The following is a 14,430-nucleotide window of genomic DNA, read 5'->3' as shown; positions in this document are numbered from 1 at the left end:
ATCGCGAGCAGGCTCGCTCCCACAGGATTGCGTATAACCTGTGGGAGCGAGCCTGCTCGCGATTTTTTTTGGAAGAGGAAAACACTATGCGCGTGTGGATCGATGCCGACGCCTGCCCTCGGGCCGCCAAGGATTTGGTGGTGAAATTCGCCCTCAAGCGCCAGTTCGAAGTGGTGCTGGTGGCCGGTCAGCCGCAGATCAAGCCGGGCCTCGCCCTGGTGAAACTGATCGTGGTGCCCAGCGGCCCGGATGCAGCCGACGATTACCTGGTGGAACACGCGGTGCCGGGTGAACTGGTAATTTGCAGCGATGTGCCCCTGGCGGACCGGCTGGTGAAGAAAGGCGTTGCGGCGCTGGACCCACGGGGCAAGGAGTTCGATGCGCAGAACATGGGCGATCGACTGGCGGTGCGTAACCTGTTCACCGACCTGCGCGAGCAGGGGCAGATGAGCGGCGGACCGGCACCGTTTGGCGACCGCGAGAAGCAGGCGTTCGCCAATGCGCTGGACCGGATACTTACCCGGCTATCTCGCAAATCTTGAGCCATGCATTGAACCCTGTGGGAGCGGGTTACTCGTCGTTTTCGTGGGTCAGTTCCAGGACGCGGTCGACCAGTTTGTTGATGCCGGAAGCGGCTTCGCTGATCGATTGCGCCAGCATGTACGCCGGGGTGCTCACCAGCTTGCGCGCCTTGTCTTCGACGATGTCGGTCGCCGCGCACTCTGCATGGGTGGCGCCCATCTTGTTCATCGTGGCGGCGGTATCGGCATCGTTGCCAATGGTGCAGGTCACACCCGGGCCGTAGATCTTTGCCGCCAACGCTGGCGAGATGCAGATCAGCCCCACCGGTTTGCCGGCCTCGGCGAATGCTTCGGTCAACGCCAGGACGTCAGGTTGAATGCTGCAACCGGCGCCTTCGACGGCAAAATTCGACAGGTTTTTGGCCGATCCGAACCCGCCAGGAACGATCAGCGCATCGAAGTCTTCGACGCTGGCTTCACGGATATCCTTGATGTTGCCCCGGGCGATGCGCGCCGATTCCACCAGCACGTTGCGCGACTCGGGCATTTCTTCGCAGGTTACGTGGTTGATCACATGCAATTGCGCGATATCGGGTGCGAAACACTGCACCTGGGCGCCACGCTGGTCTAGCCGCAGCAGAGTGATCACGCTTTCGTGGATCTCGGCGCCGTCGTACACGCCACAGCCGGAAAGGATCACTGCAATTTTTTTGCTCATGGGCTTTTCTCCAGATTCATGGCGTTAAATGTCCACTAATTTGTCACTCGTTGCCATAGGGTTAATTCACGGCTGCACATAGGATCTGTCCTCAAGATTCCGATCAGGGCGCGTCATGGACTTCATTCTGTATGCGGTGCCGTTTTTCTTTGTGCTGATTGCGGTCGAGTTGCTGGCCGACCGTTGGCGCGGGGTAAGCAGTTATCGCGTGGCAGATGCGATCAACAGTCTCAGCACCGGCGTGCTGTCGACCACTACGGGCCTGTTGACCAAAGGCGTCGGCCTGGTCACTTATGCCTTCGCCCTGGAACACCTGGCCGTGATCGAGCTGTCTGCAGGCAGCGCCTGGGTCTGGGTGTTTGCCTTCGTATTCTATGACTTCTGCTACTACTGGCTGCATCGGATGGGTCACGAGCGCAACATCCTCTGGGCCGCCCACTCGGTGCATCATCAAAGCGAGGATTACAACCTCTCCACGGCCTTGCGCCAGACCAGCACCGGGTTTCTGTTGAGCTGGATCTTCTACCTGCCCATGGCCGTGCTCGGCGTGCCGCTGTTGGTGTTCGTCAGCGTCGCGGCGCTGAACTTGCTGTATCAATTCTGGGTTCACACCAAACACATTCCCAAGCTCGGCTGGTTCGAGTGGTTCTTCGTCACGCCGTCCAGTCATCGGGCTCACCATGCACAGAACGCTCTCTACATGGATCGTAACTACGGCGGGGTGTTCATTATTTGGGACCGTCTGTTCGGCTCGTTCCAGGAAGAGGACGACAACGAACCGGTGATTTTCGGTGTGACCACTCCGTTGGCGAGCTGGAATCCGTTGTGGGCGAACGTGCAGTTCTATGCGCAGCTGTGGGATGACGCCCGGCGTGCCGAAAACGGGTGGGACAAGCTGCGGATCTGGTTCATGCGTACCGGCTGGCGACCAGCGGATGTGGCGGCCAAACACCCGATGAACAAACCGGACCTGAGCCAGTTCCGCAAATTCGAGGTGCCGCTGGACGGGCGCCAGCAGTGGTATGTGGCGCTGCAGTTCTGTGTCTACATCGCCTTGGGCAGTTACTTGATGAACCTGGAGCAGAGCCTGCCGACTTCGGCTCTGGTGTTGGGCTGGGGGGCCGTGGCATGGGGGCTGTTTGTGTTGGGTGTGGCCCTGGAAAATCGCCCGCGGGCGTTGAAACTGGAGCTGTTGCGGCTGGCGTCGAACCTGCCTCTGGTGTGGCTGGCGCCGATGGTCGGGCTATGGCCGGGCAGCGCGGTGGGCTGGGTGGGGTTGCTCAGTTACAGCCTGCTCAGCGGCATCGGTCTCTACTGTTGTAGAGACCGCTTCACTCGATGGGCGTCGTAGGTTCGCTGGGCTTGGCCTGTTCGGCTTTCAGCGCCTGCTCGTCGGCGTAGACCTTCTTCGCCAGGCGGGCATTCTTGAAGCGCCGCCGCAGCCACAGGCCAAAGCCCAGTACCAGCAGGGCGCCCAGCACCCACAGCTCGTACTTCTTGATACTGCCAAGCATGCCTTCGAGTACCGCGCCGAAGTGATAAGAGGCAGCGGCCAGCGCAGTGGCCCAGATCGCTGCGCCAATCCCGTTGAGCAGCAGATAACGTCCCGGCGGATAGCCCGACAGACCGATTGCCACCGGCATTACGGTGCGCAACCCGTAGACAAAGCGGAAGCTCAGCACCCAGATGTCCGGGTGCTTGCGAATATGTTCCAGCGCCCGATCACCCATCAGTTGCCAGCGCGGTTTGCGCGCCAGCAATTTGCGCCCGTGCTTGCGCCCCAGGAAGTACCACAGCTGATCGCCGGCATAACTGCCGAAGAACGCCACGACCACCACCAGATTGATGTCCATGTATCCGCGGAACGCGAGGAAGCCTGCGAGCACCAGAATGGTTTCGCCTTCGAAAAACGTGCCGAGAAAAAGGGCAAAATAGCCGAAGTCATGCAGAAATTGTTGGAGCATTGTCTGGGTGCTGGCGAAATGAACGCGCAGCCTAACCCTTCGTGCACATTCATGAAAGTGTCCAAATGTGTCTCGACGTGAACATTTCCTACAAGGACAATGGATGCGGCTTCCGGTCACAGGGGTGCACATAACTGTCATGCGTTGGTCATAATGGCCGCTTATAACTGTCACGCTCGCCCGCCAGCGCGGGCTCAGGAGTCTGCCGTGAGCTTTACCCCCGCCAACCGTTTGTTTCCTGCAACCCGCCTGCGTCGCAATCGCCGTGATGATTTTTCGCGCCGACTGGTCCGTGAAAACGTTTTGACCGTCGACGATCTGATCCTGCCGGTGTTCGTGCTGGACGGTGAAAACCGTCGCGAAGCGGTGGCCTCGATGCCGGGCGTCGAACGCCTGACCATCGATCTGTTGCTCGAAGAGGCCGCCAAGTGGGTCGAGCTGGGGATTCCGGCATTGGCACTGTTCCCGGTGACGCCACCGGAGCTCAAATCCCTGGACGCCGCTGAAGCCTGGAACCCCAACGGCATCGCCCAGCGTGCTACTCGTGCCTTGCGCGCGCAGTTCCCTGAATTGGGTGTGATCACCGACGTTGCCCTAGACCCGTTCACCACCCACGGTCAGGACGGCATCCTCGACGAAGAAGGCTACGTGCAGAACGACATTACCGTCGACGCACTGGTTAAACAGGCCCTGTCCCACGCCGAAGCCGGCGCTCAGGTGGTGGCCCCGTCGGACATGATGGACGGTCGCATTCAGGCGATCCGCGAAGCGCTGGAGCTAGCCGATCACGTCAATGTGCGAATCATGGCCTACTCGGCCAAGTACGCCAGCGCTTATTACGGCCCGTTCCGCGATGCGGTGGGTTCGGCGCTGAACCTGGGCAAGGCCAACAAGGCCTCCTATCAGATGGACCCGGCCAACAGCAACGAAGCCCTGCACGAAGTGGCGGCGGACTTGTCGGAAGGCGCGGACATGGTCATGGTCAAGCCAGGCATGCCGTATCTGGACATCCTTTACCGGGTCAAAGAAGAATTCAAAGTGCCGACCTTTGTTTATCAGGTCAGCGGCGAATACGCCATGCACATGGCGGCGATCCAGAATGGCTGGTTGAGCGAAGGGGTTATCCTCGAATCCCTGACCGCTTTTAAACGTGCAGGCGCTGATGGCATCCTGACTTACTTTGCCGTCCGCGCTGCTCAATTGTTACGAGAGCAAAAATAGCCCTCCCAGGAACATTCGATGAATACCGAAGGACTCACTGAAGTTGCTGTAAAAGACGCTCAACCTGTGGTGGAGCAAATCGCCGAAACCCCGCCGGAGCTGGAGCCTGCTCCACCCGCGGTGGTGGCCGAGCCTGCTGTGGCGGCGCCAGCGATTGCCATTCCCGGGCTGGATGACAGCAGCCTGTACATCCATCGTGAGCTCTCGCAACTGCAGTTCAATATCCGCGTGCTGGAACAGGCGCTGGACGAGTCCTACCCATTGCTGGAGCGGCTGAAGTTTCTGCTGATCTTCTCCAGCAACCTGGACGAGTTCTTCGAGATTCGTGTGGCCGGCCTGAAGAAGCAGATCACTTTCGCCCGTGAACAGGCCGGTGCCGATGGCTTGCAACCGCACCAGGCCCTGGCCCGCATCAGCGAATTGGTGCACGGTCATGTCGATCGCCAATACGCGATCCTCAACGATATTCTGTTGCCGGAACTGGAAAAACATCAGGTCCGCTTCATCCGTCGCCGCTACTGGACCACCAAGCTCAAGACCTGGGTACGTCGTTATTTTCGCGACGAGATTGCGCCGATCATCACCCCGATCGGTCTCGACCCGACGCACCCGTTTCCGTTGCTGGTGAACAAGAGCCTGAACTTCATCGTCGAGCTCGAAGGCATCGACGCCTTCGGTCGCGACTCCGGTCTGGCGATTATTCCGGCGCCGCGTCTGTTGCCGCGGATCATCAAAGTGCCGGAAGAAGTCGGTGGCCCAGGCGACAACTACGTGTTCTTGTCGTCGATGATCCACGCCCACGCCGATGACCTGTTCCAGGGCATGAAGGTCAAGGGCTGCTACCAGTTCCGCCTGACCCGAAACGCCGACCTCGCGGTCGATACCGAAGACGTAGAAGACCTGGCCCGCGCCTTGCGCGGCGAGTTGTTCTCCCGTCGCTACGGTGACGCGGTGCGACTGGAAGTGGCCGATACCTGCCCGAAACACCTGTCCGATTACCTGCTCAAGCAGTTCAACCTGCACGAGACCGAGCTGTATCAGGTCAACGGTCCGGTCAACCTGACCCGGCTGTTCAGCATCACTGGCCTGGACAGTCATCCGGAGCTGCAATACACGCCGTTCACTCCGCAGATCCCGAAACTGCTGCAGAACAGCGAGAACATTTTCAGTGTGATCAGCAAGCAGGACATCCTGCTGCTGCACCCGTTCGAGTCGTTCACCCCGGTGGTCGACTTGCTGCGCCAAGCGGCCAAGGATCCGCACGTATTGGCGGTTCGGCAGACGTTGTATCGCAGCGGCGCCAACTCCGAAATCGTCGATGCGCTGGTGGATGCTGCGCGCAACGGCAAGGAAGTGACGGCGGTGATCGAATTGCGCGCGCGGTTCGACGAAGAATCCAACCTGCAACTGGCCAGTCGTCTGCAAGCGGCCGGTGCGGTGGTGATTTACGGCGTGGTCGGCTTCAAGACCCACGCCAAGATGATGCTGATTTTGCGCCGCGAGGCTGGCGAGATTGTCCGCTACGCCCACTTGGGTACCGGCAACTACCACGCGGCCAACGCCCGTCTATACACCGACTACAGCCTGCTGACCTCCGACGATGCCTTGTGCGAAGACGTCGGCAAACTGTTCAGCCAGTTGATCGGCATGGGTAAAACCCTGCGCATGAAGAAACTGCTGCATGCGCCGTTCACGTTGAAAAAGGGCATGCTCGACATGATTGCCCGGGAGACGCAGTTCGCCCTCGATGGCAAACCGGCGCACATCATCGCCAAGTTCAACTCGCTGACGGATCCGAAGGTCATCCGCGCGTTGTACAAGGCCAGTCAGTCCGGGGTGCGTATCGATCTGGTGGTGCGCGGCATGTGCTGTCTGCGGCCGGGCATCGCCGGGGTCTCCCACAACATCCACGTGCGTTCGATCATCGGTCGCTTCCTGGAACACACACGGGTCTTCTACTTCCTCAACGGCGGCGAAGAACAGATGTTCCTGTCCAGCGCTGACTGGATGGAGCGCAACCTCGACAAGCGCGTCGAGACTTGCTTCCCGGTCGAGGGCAAGAAGCTGATTTTGCGGGTCAAGAAAGAGCTGGAGCTTTATCTCACCGATAACACCCACAGCTGGAGTTTGCAGGCGGACGGTCGCTACATCCGCAACACGCCGACCGGCAACCAGAACCCGCGCAGTGCCCAGGCCACGCTGCTGGAACGCTTGGGCAGTCCGATTCTTACCGTTCGTTAACGCGGATCAGGCGGACAAAAAAGGGCGACCCATGTGGATCGCCCTTTTTGGTTTTAGTGACATCCCTGTGGCGAGGGAGCTTGCTCCCGCTGGGCTGCGCAGCAGCCCCAAAATCGGTCACCGTATACTTTCTGATAAACCGCAAAGTCAGATGGGGGCGCTTCGCACCCCAGCGGGAGCAAGCTCCCTCGCCACAGGGAAGTGTTCGTCCTTTCCGGGGTTTCAGCGAACGTTAAGCACGAAGCTGACGCGAGTCAGCCATTCCGCTTCCAGGGCGAAGTCGGCCTGGGTCAGCTGGTTATCGTCCAGCCAGTGTTCCGGGAACAACACATCCAGGCTGTGGCCGTTGGCGTGCAACACGACTTGTGGCATTTCCTGGGTGCCGCGAATGTGATGGAACAGAATCGCAAAGCGCAGCAGTACGCACAGGCGAATCAGTTTGATGCCGTCGTCGCCGAAATCGGCGAACTTGTCCTTGGGAATGTTGCGTCGGTGGCCACGCACCAGCAGTGCGAGCATTTGCTGGTCTTCGCGGGAGAATCCGGCCAGGTCCGAGTGTTCGATCAGGTAGGCACCGTGCTTGTGGTACTGATAGTGGGCGATGTCCAGGCCTACTTCATGAACCTTGGCCGCCCACCCCAGCAGTTCGCGCCAGACGCCGTCATCCAGCTGCCAATCCTCGGCCACTTGATCGAAGGCATGCAGCGCCTTGCGTTCGACCCGCGCGGCTTGTTCCAGGTCGACGTGGTAACGCTCCATCAGCGAGCTGAGCGTGCGCTCACGGACATCTTCATGATGATGACGGCCCAACAGGTCATAGAGCACGCCTTCGCGCAGGGCGCCTTCACAGTGGTCCATGCGTTGCAGTTCGAGGGCATCGAAGATCGCTTCGAGAATCGCCAGGCCAGCAGGGAAGATCGCCCGGCGGTCGGGCTTGATGCCTTCGAAGTCGATTTTCTCGACATCGCCGAGTTTGAACAGCTTGCGCTTGAGCCAGGCCAGGCCTTCGGCATTCACTTCGCCGGTACCATGCCCGCCGGCCTTCAGCGCCAGGCCAATGGCGCGAATGGTGCCCGAGGAGCCGATGGCTTCATCCCAGGTCAGGCGGTGCAGGGCGTGTTCGATGCTCATGATCTCCAGCCGCGCCGCGGTGTACGCCTGGGCGTAGCGGGCCGGGGTGATCTTGCCATCTTTGAAATAGCGCTGGGTGAAGCTGACGCAGCCCATTTGCAGGCTTTCGCGCAGCAGCGGTTCGAAGCGCTGGCCAATGATGAATTCGGTACTGCCGCCGCCGATGTCGGCCACCAGGCGTTTGCCCGGGGTGTCGGCGAGGGTGTGGGAGACGCCGAGGTAAATCAGACGCGCTTCTTCACGGCCGGAGATGACTTCTACCGGATGGCCAAGAATTTCTTCGGCGCGGCGGATGAATTCGCCGCGGTTACGGGCTTCGCGCAGGGCGTTGGTGCCGACGATCCGCACGGTGCCGGGCGGCATACCGTTGATCAGTTGGGCAAAACGTTTCAGGCAATCGAGCCCGCGCTGCATGGATTCTTCGCTGAGTTGACGCTCTTCGTCGATGCCGGCCGCCAGCTGAACCTTCTCCCCGAGACGTTCGAGGATACGGATTTCGCCATTCTGGGCCTTGGCCACGACCATGTGAAAGCTGTTGGAGCCGAGGTCGATTGCGGCGATCAGGGACAGATTCTTGGCTTGGGATAGCGGCATGGTCAGGGGTCTCGGTCGATAACCTCGACATCGTGCCACGATCAAACGCTGCCGCCAACGCGCAGGAGCTGTCGAAGGCTGCGATCTTTTACCACGGGTGGCATTCGTGGCGTTGCAGGCGGCCTCTTCGCGGGCAAGCCTCGCTCCTACAAGGAATCTGTGTTGTCCACAATCTCGCGGACAGCACAAAACCCTGTAGGAGCGAGGCTTGCCCGCGAAGACGTCCGAACAGGCGCTGAAGATCTATCAGCCCGCCGCTTCCACCGTCCCAATGAAATTCGCCAGCTCCGCCGTCTGCGGATTGGCAAACAACACCTTCGGATCCCCCACTTCATGCACCTTGCCATGGTGCATGAACACCAACTTGTCCCCCACCTCGCGGGCAAAGCGCATTTCGTGGGTGACCATAATCAGCGTCATGCCTTCCTTGGCCAGTTGCCGGACCACGCTGAGCACCTCATTGACCAGCTCCGGGTCCAGGGCCGAGGTGATTTCGTCGCACAGCAGCACTTTCGGCGACATGGCCAGCGCCCGGGCGATCGCCACGCGCTGTTGCTGGCCGCCGGAGAGTCGATCCGGGAAAGCGTCGAATTTCTCCCCCAGCCCGACCCGTTCCAGCATCTGCTGCGCCAGTTCGGCGGCTTTGGCTTTCGGCACTTTCTGCACCACTTGCGGCGCGAGCATGACGTTTTCGCCCACGGTCAGGTGCGGGAACAGGTTGAACTGCTGAAACACCATCCCGACTTTTTGCCGCAGGCTGCGCAGGTCGGCGCGGGCGGCATCGAGGTATTCGCCGTCGACTTCGATCACGCCATCATTGATCGATTCCAGGCCATTGAGGGTGCGAAGTAACGTGGATTTTCCCGAGCCGCTGCGGCCGATGATCGCCACCACCTGGCCTTCCTCGACGCTCAGGTCGATGCCTTTGAGCACATGGTGATCGCCGTAATATTTATGCAGGGCGGAAATTCTAAGCAGAGGCATGCAGTCTCCTTTCCAGGTAGCGCGCACTGAGGGACAAGGGGTAGCAGAGAAGGAAATAACCGAGCGCCACCAAGCCGTAGACCATGAAGGGCTCGAAGGTCGCGTTGGCGAGCATGCCGCCGGTTTTGGTCAGTTCGGTGAAGCCGATGATCGAGGTGACAGCGGTGCCTTTGACCACCTGCACCGAGAAGCCCACGGTCGGCGCCACGGCGATGCGCAGGGCTTGCGGCAGGATCACGTAACGCAATTGCTCCAGCGGGTTGAGCGCCAGGCTCGACGAGGCTTCCCACTGGCCGTTGGGGATCGAGTCGACACAACCGCGCCAGATCTCCGCCAGGTAGGCGCTGGTGAACAGCGTCAGGGCAATCGCCGCCGCCATCCATGGTGAAATTTCCACCCCGGCCAACGCCACGCCGAAGAACACCAGAAACAGCTGCATCAACAGCGGCGTGCCCTGGAACAGTTCGATGTAGGTGCGGGCGAAGTTGCTGGGCAGGGATTTTTTTGAAATCCGCATCACCATGATCAGCAAACCGATCAGCCCACCACCGATAAACGCCACCAGCGACAATGCCAGGGTCCATTGCAGGCCCGTGAGCAGGTTGCGCAGGATGTCCCAGAAGGTAAAATCGCTCATTGGCTGTTCCTTGCTATGTAGCGGCGGCCGATCCAGTTCAGCAATTGGCGGATCAGCAGCGCCATGCACAGGTAGATCAGTGTGGTCAGGACATAGGTTTCAAAGGCGCGAAAGTTGCGCGATTGAATGAAGTTGGCGGCAAAGCTCAACTCTTCGGTGGCAATCTGCGAACAGACCGCCGAACCAAGCATGACGATGATGATCTGGCTGCTCAGGGCTGGCCAGACCTTGCCCAGCGCCGGCAGCAGAACCACGTGGCGGAAGGCTTCGAAACGGGACATCGCCAGGGCGGCCGCAGCTTCCAGCTGCCCTCGCGGGATGGCTTGGATGCCGGCGCGGATGATCTCGGTCGAATAGGCGCCAAGGTTGATCACCATCGCCAGCACCGCCGCCTGCCATTCGGAAATCTGCAGGCCCAGCGACGGCAAGCCGAAGAAGATGAAAAACAACTGCACCAGGAAAGGCGTGTTGCGAATCAACTCGACGTAAACCCCGAAAATGCCGGCGAACGGGCGGATGTTCCACGCCCGCACCAGCGCCCCGACGATGCCCAGACCGACCCCGAGCACCGCGCCAATGGCCGTCAGCTCAAGGGTGAACAGCGCACCGCGCAGCAGCAGATCGGTGTTTTCCACCACTGGCAAGAAATCGAACTGATAAGCCATAAGTCGTCTCCCGCGCGAACGATCAGAGATCGGCCGGCAGCGGTTCTTTCAGCCAGGTTTGCGAATTCTTTTCCAGCGCACCGTCAGCCTTGGCCGTGGCGAGGATGTCGTTGACCTTGCCCAGCAGCGCCGGCTCGTTCTTGTTCACGCCGACGTACACGGGCGAATCCTTGAGCTTCACTTTCAGGGCCGGCACGCGTTTCGGGTTTTTCTCACTGATTGCCACCATCACCACGTTGCCGCTGGCGATCAGGTCGACTTGCCCCGCGAGGTAGGCGGCGATGGTCGAGTTGTTGTCTTCGAAGCGTTTGATGGTCGCGCCTTCGGGGGCGACTTTGGTCAACTCGATGTCTTCGATGGCGCCACGGGTGACGCTGATGGTTTTGCCCTTGAGATCGTCCAGGCCCTTGATGGCGGCGTCTGGCGGGCCGAATACGGCGAGGTAGAACGGCGCGTAGGCACGGGAAAAATCGATGACTTTCTCGCGCTCAGGGTTTTTGCCGAGGCTGGAAATCACCAGGTCGACCTTGCCGGTGGTCAGGAACGGGATGCGATTGGTGCTGTTGACCGGGGTCAGTTCGAGTTTGACCTTGAGTTGGTCGGCCAGCAGTTTGGCGGTGTCGATGTCCAGGCCCCGAGGTTTCATGTCCGGGCCGACCGAACCGAACGGCGGGAAGTCTTGGGGCACGGCGACTTTGAGGGTGCCGCGTTTGACCACATCCTCCAGACCGTCGGCGTGGGCGGGTGCCTGGCTCAGCATCAGGCTGGCAAACAGGGCTGCGAGGAGGACGCTGTAACGCTGGGTCATGGCAAATCTCCGGATCGGCGGGAAGTGATTTCTGCGGATCGACAGAGCACGGGTCATGCCAAGATTGGCGTTTGGGGGGCACAGGCCACGGTTTTGCTGGTGTCGTTCGGTCTTACTGGTCTGAACAGTTGGGTGGCATTTCGCACCCTGATGGCGCACCCGTGAAAATTCCCGAACCCCCATGGGGCACGACTTGCCGGACGTCGCGAATAGCTTTACAACTAGCCGCTCATTGGCCTGGCTCGTCTGAAAAACCATGAACTCGATCTCCCGCGCCGTACCCGAAGTGGCGCTGCAAGCCATCCGCAAACTGATCACCGAGCAAGGTTTCGGGGCGGGGGATGCCTTGCCCTCGCAGCGGGACCTGGCGGTGCAATTGGGGGTCAGTCGGGCGTCACTACGCGAGGCGTTGTCGTCCCTGAGTGCGCTGGGCGTGATCACTATCCAGCCGGGCAAGGGCGTATTCGTGCAATCGCCGGTCGATTTGCCCCGGGGTGATGCAGCGCCAAGCTGGCCGTTCGCGGCCCAGGCATCGCCGCTGGACATCTTCCAGTTGCGCTACGCGCTAGAGGGGTTTGCCGCCGGGCTGGCGGCCGTGACCCTGAGCACCGATGAACTCGATGCCCTGGAAGACAATGTCGCTGCCATGCGCAATGAACTGCGTGCCGCCGACTTCGAGGCGGCGGCGCGACTGGATTTCGAGTTTCATCGGCGCATCCTTCTGGCCAGTGGCAATCAGGCGATGCTGAGCATCCTGACGGCCAGCGCCGACATCTTCCTGGAGAGCCAGAAGCTACCGTTCATCCGGGCCGAACGGGCCATGGAAACCTGGCAGGAACACCGTAAAATCCTCCGCGCGCTGGCTCGTCGGGCTTCTGGCGCCGCGCAGAAGGCGATGCAGGAGCATGTGCGCAACGCCGCACTGCGCACTGGAATCGCGTTCGTTGCTCCCGCCACCTCGTGACTTGAGCTATACCCAAACTCATGGGCCACCATAGCGAGACTCAATCATCTGCACCTTCCTGAACGAGGGAAGGGCAGCTATGATGGGCCACGTTTTTTTGCTTACAACCTGGAGACTTCCATGAGCAGCGATCTTATCAAACACGTTAGCGACGCTAGCTTCGAGGCCGACGTACTCAAGGCCGAAGGCGCTGTACTGGTCGACTACTGGGCTGAATGGTGCGGCCCTTGCAAAATGATCGCTCCTGTTCTGGACGAAATCGCCGAGACCTACAAAGGCAAGCTGACCGTTGCCAAGCTGAACATCGACGAAAACCAGGAAACTCCGGCCAAGCACGGCGTGCGCGGTATCCCGACGCTGATGCTGTTCAAGAACGGCAACGTCGAAGCCACCAAGGTTGGCGCGCTGTCGAAGTCGCAACTGGCTGCTTTCCTCGACGCCAATATCTAAGCGTTGTTATAAAGTGTCATGAAAAGGCCCCGCTTATTGCGGGGCCTTTTCGTTATTGAGGGCTAGACGCTCCGAAACTCAGGTGGTACATTCGGCCCCGCACTGGTTTCTCCACTGCCCCCTGCTAGCCGTCGCCGACGCACTCCTTTTCGAATAAGTACGCGATCCTGTCGCCTTCTCTGCGGCGCGGCCTCATTAAGCCAAAAGCTTAATTTCCCCCCTCCATAAATGATTACGTCATTCCTATATGAATCTGACTGAACTCAAGCAAAAGCCGATTACCGAACTGCTCGAATTGGCCGAACAGATGGGCATAGAAAATATGGCCCGTTCGCGCAAGCAGGACGTGATTTTCTCCCTGCTCAAAAAGCACGCTAAAAGCGGCGAGGAAATCTCCGGTGATGGCGTGCTGGAGATTCTCCAGGACGGCTTCGGCTTCCTGCGCTCCGCTGACGCTTCCTATCTCGCCGGCCCAGACGATATCTACGTCTCGCCGAGCCAGATCCGCCGCTTCAACTTGCGCACCGGTGACACCATCGTTGGCAAGATCCGCCCTCCAAAGGAAGGCGAGCGGTATTTCGCGCTGCTCAAGGTCGACACGATCAATTACGATCGTCCCGAGAACGCGAAAAACAAGATTCTCTTCGAGAACCTGACCCCGCTGTTCCCGACCGTGCGCATGAAGATGGAAGCCGGCAACGGTTCCACCGAAGACTTGACCGGTCGTGTCATCGACCTGTGCGCCCCGATCGGCAAAGGCCAGCGCGGCCTGATCGTTGCACCGCCGAAAGCCGGTAAAACGATCATGTTGCAAAACATCGCGGCGAACATCGCACGTAACAATCCTGAAGTTCATCTGATCGTGCTGCTGATCGACGAACGTCCGGAAGAAGTAACCGAAATGCAGCGCACCGTGCGCGGCGAAGTGGTTGCCTCGACGTTCGACGAGCCGCCAACCCGCCACGTGCAGGTTGCCGAAATGGTGATCGAGAAGGCCAAGCGTCTGGTCGAGCACAAAAAGGACGTGGTGATCCTGCTCGACTCCATCACTCGTCTGGCGCGTGCCTACAACACCGTGATCCCAAGCTCCGGCAAGGTGCTGACCGGTGGTGTCGATGCCCACGCCCTGGAGAAACCGAAACGTTTCTTCGGCGCTGCACGGAACATCGAAGAAGGCGGCTCATTGACCATCATCGCTACCGCGCTGGTTGAAACCGGCTCGAAGATGGACGAAGTGATCTACGAAGAATTCAAAGGCACTGGCAACATGGAACTGCCTCTGGATCGCAAGATCGCGGAAAAACGAGTGTTCCCCGCCATCAACATCAACCGCTCCGGTACCCGCCGCGAAGAGTTGCTGACGGCCGACGACGAACTGCAGCGTATGTGGATCCTGCGCAAGCTGTTGCACCCGATGGACGAAGTTTCTGCCATCGAGTTCCTGGTCGACAAACTGAAACAGACCAAGACCAACGACGAGTTCTTCCTGTCGATGAAACGCAAGTAAATCGCAGAAAGTCAGCAAAAGCCGG

General features: G+C 59.8%; 14 protein-coding genes. 7 read left to right on the top strand and 7 right to left on the bottom strand.

What is annotated here, in order from left to right; genetic code table 11:
• The first annotated feature begins 86 nt into the window (after positions 1–86).
• A complete protein-coding gene (locus tag ACA044_RS29595; RefSeq protein ID WP_008012502.1) occupies positions 87–542 on the top strand; it encodes a YaiI/YqxD family protein in 456 nt (151 codons plus the stop codon).
• Positions 543–570: 28 nt separating this feature from the next.
• On the opposite strand, the gene elbB is transcribed toward ACA044_RS29595, so the two are convergent.
• Positions 571–1,239 (bottom strand): isoprenoid biosynthesis glyoxalase ElbB, encoded by a 669-nt coding sequence (gene elbB / locus ACA044_RS29590; RefSeq protein WP_497444399.1) that lies wholly within the window; start codon positions 1,237–1,239, stop codon positions 571–573.
• A gap of 115 nt (positions 1,240–1,354) precedes the next feature.
• Between elbB and ACA044_RS29585 the strand changes: the two genes are divergently transcribed.
• Positions 1,355–2,590, top strand: coding sequence for a sterol desaturase family protein (locus ACA044_RS29585; protein ID WP_497444398.1), 1,236 nt, complete (start codon positions 1,355–1,357; stop codon positions 2,588–2,590).
• Here the strand turns inward: ACA044_RS29585 and ACA044_RS29580 are convergent.
• Positions 2,571–3,203, bottom strand: a complete 633-nt coding sequence (locus ACA044_RS29580) for a DedA family protein (RefSeq protein ID WP_497444397.1) — start codon at positions 3,201–3,203, stop codon at positions 2,571–2,573. The genes ACA044_RS29585 and ACA044_RS29580 overlap by 20 nt on opposite strands.
• A gap of 207 nt (positions 3,204–3,410) precedes the next feature.
• On the opposite strand from ACA044_RS29580, the gene hemB reads away from it, so the two are divergent.
• Positions 3,411–4,424 (top strand): porphobilinogen synthase, encoded by a 1,014-nt coding sequence (gene hemB, locus ACA044_RS29575; protein WP_008150323.1) that lies wholly within the window; start codon positions 3,411–3,413, stop codon positions 4,422–4,424.
• A gap of 18 nt (positions 4,425–4,442) precedes the next feature.
• A complete protein-coding gene (gene ppk1 / locus ACA044_RS29570) occupies positions 4,443–6,665 on the top strand; it encodes a polyphosphate kinase 1 (RefSeq protein ID WP_497444396.1) in 2,223 nt (740 codons plus the stop codon).
• Positions 6,666–6,887: 222 nt separating this feature from the next.
• Here ppk1 and ppx read toward each other — a convergent pair whose 3' ends face one another.
• The 5 genes from ppx to ACA044_RS29545 form a co-directional block, all read right to left on the bottom strand.
• The gene (gene ppx, locus ACA044_RS29565) at positions 6,888–8,390 is read right to left on the bottom strand and encodes an exopolyphosphatase (RefSeq protein ID WP_497444395.1); all 1,503 of its coding nucleotides are present in this window, start codon (positions 8,388–8,390) and stop codon (positions 6,888–6,890) included.
• Positions 8,391–8,636: 246 nt separating this feature from the next.
• Positions 8,637–9,374 carry an amino acid ABC transporter ATP-binding protein gene (locus ACA044_RS29560; RefSeq protein WP_497444394.1) on the bottom strand — a complete coding sequence of 246 codons (738 nt, stop codon included), beginning with the start codon at positions 9,372–9,374 and terminating at the stop codon, positions 8,637–8,639.
• Positions 9,361–10,011, bottom strand: a complete 651-nt coding sequence (locus tag ACA044_RS29555) for an amino acid ABC transporter permease (protein ID WP_008012514.1) — start codon at positions 10,009–10,011, stop codon at positions 9,361–9,363. The genes ACA044_RS29560 and ACA044_RS29555 overlap by 14 nt, the downstream gene beginning before the upstream one ends.
• Positions 10,008–10,676, bottom strand: a complete 669-nt coding sequence (locus ACA044_RS29550) for an amino acid ABC transporter permease (protein WP_497444393.1) — start codon at positions 10,674–10,676, stop codon at positions 10,008–10,010. The genes ACA044_RS29555 and ACA044_RS29550 overlap by 4 nt, the downstream gene beginning before the upstream one ends.
• A 22-nt stretch (positions 10,677–10,698) precedes the next feature.
• Positions 10,699–11,484 (bottom strand): transporter substrate-binding domain-containing protein, encoded by a 786-nt coding sequence (locus ACA044_RS29545; RefSeq protein WP_305424593.1) that lies wholly within the window; start codon positions 11,482–11,484, stop codon positions 10,699–10,701.
• Between the two features lie 256 nt (positions 11,485–11,740).
• Between ACA044_RS29545 and ACA044_RS29540 the strand changes: the two genes are divergently transcribed.
• From ACA044_RS29540 to rho, 3 genes are all read left to right on the top strand, one after another.
• Positions 11,741–12,448 (top strand): FadR/GntR family transcriptional regulator, encoded by a 708-nt coding sequence (locus ACA044_RS29540; RefSeq protein ID WP_497444392.1) that lies wholly within the window; start codon positions 11,741–11,743, stop codon positions 12,446–12,448.
• A 120-nt stretch (positions 12,449–12,568) separates the two neighbouring features.
• The gene (trxA, locus tag ACA044_RS29535) at positions 12,569–12,898 is read left to right on the top strand and encodes a thioredoxin TrxA (RefSeq protein WP_003206727.1); all 330 of its coding nucleotides are present in this window, start codon (positions 12,569–12,571) and stop codon (positions 12,896–12,898) included.
• Between the two features lie 247 nt (positions 12,899–13,145).
• Positions 13,146–14,405, top strand: coding sequence for a transcription termination factor Rho (gene rho / locus ACA044_RS29530; protein WP_007899384.1), 1,260 nt, complete (start codon positions 13,146–13,148; stop codon positions 14,403–14,405).
• Positions 14,406–14,430 lie beyond the last annotated feature (25 nt).

It is taken from the genome of Pseudomonas sp. LBUM1673 (genome assembly GCF_059695645.1).
This window is presented reverse-complemented; position numbering and strand designations above follow the sequence as displayed.